Below are 6292 nucleotides of genomic sequence, written 5' to 3' on the forward strand. Positions count from 1 at the left end.
GTGTAGTAGGTTGGGAGCGGTTATGGGAAGGATGGTTCAAACTGCAAACCATCCTTGAAGGCTACGAATTGGCTCTATCTCTTGAGCACGAGATGTGATCAAGAGATAGGCTAAATGCGCCTTTTTGTTATATTTCCTTCTGTTTGCACAGCTTGGAGAAGCTGAACTCTTCATCTTGCGGATACGTCCCCTTTGTCAGCCTAGGGCGAGCGAGATCGAAGTCTACAGACACCTTCTGCGTGAGAAAGTCATAGCCAGCTTTCCCTTTCCACTCGCTTTCGTAAGGCACAAGGGTTCCGACTGGTACTCGAACAGAGATGATGCCGTTCTCTTGAGAGAGCACATCAAAGTCCACCATCATCAGGTACTGCTGCTTTTGCGTCTTGAACACACGGTGTTTGAGACTGCCAAAATCAAACTTCGTCGTGTACCTGACGTATGTAGCATCCCCAGGCTTCACTACAACAGGACTAAAGCATTGATCTTGTTCCCAGTTGAGCGGTGCGGAGTATTCCTCAATGAACTGCCCGAGGATTGACGAGGCGCTAGCTACTACCTCATGGAAGTCACCCTTGTTATAGAAAGCCACCCCGTATTCCGCGATGTCACCGTTTACCTGGAGATCGGAAACAAAAATATCTAGCTCATGCCTTTTTGGCCGGAACTCCTTGTACGCCGTATATGTTGTGAGAGCGGTTGATAAAGTTGCAGCATAAAATGCTGCCCATCTGGCCCAACGCAACCTCCGCTTCGCAGCGCGTTCGCCTTGATTGTTCTCACGCTCTTGCCGCCGTTCCCGCAGCCTTGCCAAGAAATTTGGTCGCCCAGTCATTATTTTTGCCGATTGTGAATCTTAAGAAAGATAGACGCCGCAAACAGCGGCGAGTGATAGCGAATCCGGCGGCGATAGCCGCGAACTGATTTGTTTTGCTATAAGCTTGTTACTTTTTTATAACCAGAAGGACATTGTTTGTCTTTTTCACGAGTATCACAAACATATACTTTTTTTAAGGTTTCGAGCCAGTTGTAAATTTCATCGTCTGAGACTTCACCTCGCCAGATTTTCTGGATGAGATAGTTACTATCATTACCTTTAATCGTAAGTTGCAAAGTCTGAGCCTTGAAATTGGTTCCATTGGTACATTCGGTACGCCACATTAAAGATTCGTAATTCTTATTTGGAATGGGTTCAAGATCTATTGATTTAAACGACTGACATTTTTTTTGGCCTGGTGCATCCAAGGTTTCTCTTACTTTATTAAGCGTTGACTTATTACCCTCATGGACTCTAACAACATATGCGTCAGCCATACCCTTTTCTTTGCTTCTCCAAATTATGCTCCTGAACGAGCCGTCAGCTTTTTGTAAAATATCCCATTTATCAGAGTCCATTTCATACGGCGTGATAAGATTCTCTCCTTTATTGAATTCATCAGAGAAGGCACTAAAAGAAAGAATAACTATGACAAGAAATAAAATATGTTTCATGACTCTCCTTACGTATAACGTCTTAGTATTTATGCGCTGCGCATCCAGCTCATTAGATTAACAAAAAGCGCACCGTTAACTATCTGTATTACCTAGAACTTATCAGCTTTCTATCAGATTCACCATCAGGAAAAATGCGCATGCGCGTTTTCCAAAACTATTATCTAAAAGCGGTAATCTTTAAGTGCTTAATTTTAAATGTCTTTAGATTTAGATGCTTGAGATAACGCGCACAGATATCGATTTAAAAAACGCTCAAAACCAAGAGATTGAAATACTACATAACTTTCTAGTTTCGGCCACTCTTGGTGAACAGTTAAAAGCAGGACATAGATGGGAATTTGTAGGGAATGAGCTAGCAAGTTTGTTCTTCAACTGCTCTCTGCTAACAAACTTTTGTCGGATAGACGGCACCTGTTACCAAGTGCCGCCCTCCTAAGAACCGTACGTGCAACTTTCACTGCATACGGCTCAAGCCTCCACTAAGGCGTATTCTGTTACCCAGCACCCTACATCGCAGCCAAGACGGGTTCGAACCAAGAGTTTCTACCTTCCTTTGCCCGTTTCCGCTTACTTAAGTAAGCTTCATATTCGGGGTCGTAAGGTGTCGATGCACTCCTGATTTTTACATGTCTTTTTATGAGCGTTTGAGCTATTTGAACAAGGTTAAATCGACAATCCATGTTCGCTATTTTCTGCCAACCATGAAATTGCCACTGCCCCTTGCTGTCCAAATAATATTTACGCCTCACCCAGTCTTTACTTTTAGTTGGATGACGCCTAACAGCCCAATGCCATAACAACCAGAAAAGTTGATAGCCTACATAACCGAAAACTTGCTTTGCAACACTGTGGCGATAATAGTTCGCCCATCCTCTCAGTTTCGGATTCAGTATTTTAATTAAATCGTTAACGGGGATTGTTGGATGTTTTCTGATGAATTCACGTAGATTACTCAAAAATGATAGAACGTTGCGCTTGCTCGGTTTAATGAGCAGTTTGCCTTTGTACTTTCTAAGATTGAATCCCAGAAAGTCAAAACCATCATCGATATGAGTTATGTGAGTTTTATCATCAGAGAGTGTTAAGCCCCTTTCCTGTAGAAAACCAATTAGTTGCGGCTTAATTTCATTAACGAGCACTTCCTTCGAAGAACCTGTGATAATAAAATCGTCTGCATATCCGATAAAGTTGACACTATTACCTGTTTTACAGGCAATAGACTTAACCAATTGTTCTAACCCAGCCAGCGTGAGCAACATCAGCGTTGGGGAGATTATCCCGCCTTGAGGTGTTCCTTCTGCTGTTTTATAGAACAATCCTTTGTCAACATAACCGCACCCAAGCCATTGTTTCAGCATTCGTTTATCTAATTGAATGTTGTCGATGAGCCATTGATGACCTATCTTATCGAAACAAGCTTTGATGTCACCCTCAAGAATCCATTGGCTAGAGCGCTTCATACATAAACATTTAAAGCACTGTGCAATTGCATCTGCTGCGCTTCGGTTAGGTCGAAAGCCATAGCTATTGAGGTCGGCCACCGTTTCCGAAATAGGCTCCAAGGCGAGAAGATGAAGCGCTTGCTGCGCTCTATCTATCATGCAGGGTATGCCTAAAGGTCTGAGCTTGCCGTTTTTCTTGGGGATGTAGATACGCCTGAGCGGTTTGGCATGATAGCCTTTTCGGTTCAGTTGATTGACCGCTGCCATACAACGAGCATCATTGTTCCAAATGATGCCGTCAACTCCTGGTGTTTTGCTGCCTTTATTTTGAGAAACTCTTTTAACAGCAAGCAATTTTGCTGATTTAGAGTAGGTGAGTATCCACTGTAATGCTTTCGCCTTACCGTGTTTACCTTCTCGGGTTGCTTTTGCAATGCGCATTTGAAGCTTCAATACATGTTGCTTAACCGTTTTCCAGTTAATGGATTGCCATTGAGCATTGTCAGGAGATGCACTAACTTCGATTGAAGCCATCATTTGCGTTTCTCCTTGAATAAAGTTCTTCAAATCATCTTGCAACGGGAGACCAGCTAGAAGTCAGCTCGCTTTCGCGTCAGATAAAATCAGTATCCGCACCATTACAATGCGGCATTCGCTTTTTCTAGCCTCCTTTACCTGCATTACTATCGGCAGCCTTCGCAGACCACTTTCCCAAAGGGAGCAATACAGGCTTACCCTGTTCCGTATGTCGCGCAACGTCAGGTTAGATGCCCACTATAGTGCGGAGAGTGTATTGATCACGAAAGAATACTGTCCAATTTCTTTCCAACTCTCGTTGCCTTTTGGCCACAGCGTATAAACCACTTCCGCTGTTTCTCGGATAACGCACCTTACATGGATTCACTTACGTTCATCATACTGACACCCTAGCACTTACCCGACTTGTGGTTATCAGGAAGAACGTCCTCTCACGATTCAGTTCCCATTCGGCAAAAGCCGAATATTGTTACATTGTCAGACTCGCTGCTTTATTCAGAGTCTTAGGGTCATCTGGTGATACAGATGGTTCACTCTTATCGCGGTGAACAGCGCTTCATACGACCTCAGGTCGCACGGACATTTCCAAGTTAGACTTTTAGCTCGAATTAGTGAGTTTAGAATTAAAATTTCTATGGGTAACGCCGCATTAAGGTGTGAGCAACGCTACCACGAAACCTACCTATACCACCGTAAACACAAAACCAACGATGGAATGAAAAATGCCAAGCGTTGGGAATCACTCTTAAATGCTTTGTGTACGCCCAGCATGGGCATGAACTTATGAGGTGAAAGTCCTCTGTAGGAAGGTCACCATTCAATAACATGCTGTTATTAAACGTTAACTACTAGCGAATGGCAAGGGCTTATCATTGATGATTGGTCTGAAGGAAGCCGCTAGCCTTTTTACTGATTAAGAATGCGAGCTGATGAACAAGAACATCATATGAGGCGTAGGCTAGAGGTGAGTTGGCAGGGCCTCCCCCACGAAGTAAGGGGACAAGACGACGAAACCACGTGATCTAATGGCCACCGTAAATGATGCAGCAGTGCAAAGAAAGTTCATGTTCTTATCTGGGAGGATCTGCTTAACACGCGATCGGTCATTAACCAGTCAGGCTCTGGTTTATAAGTGCCTTGGCTTTTCAGTGTCATCGACTGAAAAGAGCGAACCAGATGAAAACCGATAGCGCATGACGGGGCAACTCGGCATGTGATTAAGCAGAAGTCAGCAGACGGCATAGTAGCCCAACGCTCATCGTAATGAATGGGACATGGTGAAGGCCTGAACATTTAGAAGAAGGAGGAGTCTTGTCAAACTTGTTGATACCCACTACGTCGCCAGACGATTACTATCAGCAGCGTATTGATATGCAACCAGCCTTCAACAGCGATTTATTCCAACAACTGCTTCAGCCTGAGAATCTACACCGAGCTTGGCGTCAGGTTAAAGCCAATAATGGCGAGGCTGGTATCGATGGCATGACCATCGAAGCCTTCCCGCTTTGGGTGCAGCAAGGCGGTTGGCAACAGTGTAAATCTCAACTTGAGTTAGGTGAATATCAACCCTCAGCAGTCAGACGCGTAGAGATCGACAAACCCGATGGCGGTAAACGCAAACTGGGTATCCCTAACGTCATTGATCGTGTGATACAGCAAGCTATTGCTCAAATTCTCACGCCGTTGTTTGACCCTTTCTTCTCGGCTAATAGCTTCGGCTTTAGACCGAATAGGAATGCCAAACAAGCGGTCTTGCAAGTCAGGGATATCATCAAACATAAACGCAAATTTGCCGTCGATGTTGATCTGTCCAAGTTCTTTGATCGAGTAAATCACGACCTGTTGATGACTCAATTGAGGATCAAGGTACAGGATAAGCATCTGCTGGCGCTTATTGGTAAATACCTGCGTGCTGGCGTGATGATCAACGACCAATTTGAGGCAAGCTTCGAAGGCGTACCTCAGGGCGGCCCACTCTCACCATTACTATCAAACATCATGTTGGATAGTCTGGATAAAGAGCTGGAAAGCAGAGGGCACAAATTCGCCCGCTATGCGGACGACTTTATCATTTTGGTAAAATCTATTCGAGCGGGCGAACGTGTCCTCAAGAGCATTACTCGCTATCTTGCCACTAAGTTAAAACTGGTTGTTAACGAACAGAAAAGCCAAGTGGTTAAGGTAGGCCAAAGCAAGTTCCTTGGTTTTACCTTTAACCGAGGCAAGATCCAGTGGCATGCTAAAACATTACACATTTTCAAACAAAAGATGAGACGACTAACGAACCGGAACTGGGGCGTGAGTATGAGTTATCAGCTGTTTAAAGTGCGGCAGTACATGCAAGGTTGGATCAACTACTTTGGCATAGCCAACGCTTACCAAGGGTGTGTCGATTTAGACCACTGGATCCGTCGTCGAGTACGTATGTGCTATTGGCGTCAATGGCGAAGGCCACGGACTAAGGTACAGAATTTACTTAAGCGTGGTGTCAGGATCCAAGCTGCCGTTGCTTGTGGGATCACAAGTAAAGGTCCATGGCGGAGCTCGAAAACACCAGGAATACAGCAAGCGCTGAGTAACGAGTATCTTAAGAAAGCAGGATTGTATTCACTGAGAGATGGATGGATCGCGGTTCACTATCCGAACCAGAAAACAGGTTAGGCGTTCTAAATGAACCGCCCTGTGCGGAGCCGCATGCAGGGTGGTGTGGGGGTAGTGTTCAAATTTCTGTGTCATTTCTTTAAGCTATACCAAAAAGAGATGATTTATGACCACACCTACTTTTGATATCAATGCTGCCATTCAAGCACTACGTGAAGGTA

General features: G+C 44.6%; 4 protein-coding genes. 1 reads left to right on the forward strand and 3 read right to left on the reverse strand.

What is annotated here, in order from left to right; translation table 11 throughout:
• Window positions 1-127: 127 nt before the first annotated feature.
• The 3 genes from L2744_RS21090 to ltrA (L2744_RS21100) all read right to left on the reverse strand — a co-directional run bounded on the left by L2744_RS21090 (window position 128) and on the right by ltrA (L2744_RS21100) (window position 3470).
• Window positions 128-832, reverse strand: coding sequence for a hypothetical protein (locus L2744_RS21090; RefSeq protein WP_248993716.1), 705 nt, complete (start codon window positions 830-832; stop codon window positions 128-130).
• A 98-nt stretch (window positions 833-930) separates the two neighbouring features.
• The gene (locus tag L2744_RS21095; RefSeq protein WP_248993717.1) at window positions 931-1488 is read right to left on the reverse strand and encodes a hypothetical protein; all 558 of its coding nucleotides are present in this window, start codon (window positions 1486-1488) and stop codon (window positions 931-933) included.
• A gap of 509 nt (window positions 1489-1997) precedes the next feature.
• Window positions 1998-3470 carry a group II intron reverse transcriptase/maturase gene (ltrA, locus tag L2744_RS21100; RefSeq protein ID WP_248993718.1) on the reverse strand — a complete coding sequence of 491 codons (1473 nt, stop codon included), beginning with the start codon at window positions 3468-3470 and terminating at the stop codon, window positions 1998-2000.
• A gap of 1311 nt (window positions 3471-4781) precedes the next feature.
• On the opposite strand from ltrA (L2744_RS21100), the gene ltrA (L2744_RS21105) reads away from it, so the two are divergent.
• Entirely contained in the window at window positions 4782-6131 is a 1350-nt protein-coding gene (gene ltrA / locus L2744_RS21105; RefSeq protein ID WP_248993719.1) for a group II intron reverse transcriptase/maturase, read from the forward strand.
• Window positions 6132-6292: the final 161 nt, after the last annotated feature.

The sequence above is a fragment of the Shewanella profunda genome, from assembly GCF_023283765.1.
In the GTDB taxonomy this organism is placed as follows: domain Bacteria; phylum Pseudomonadota; class Gammaproteobacteria; order Enterobacterales; family Shewanellaceae; genus Shewanella; species Shewanella profunda.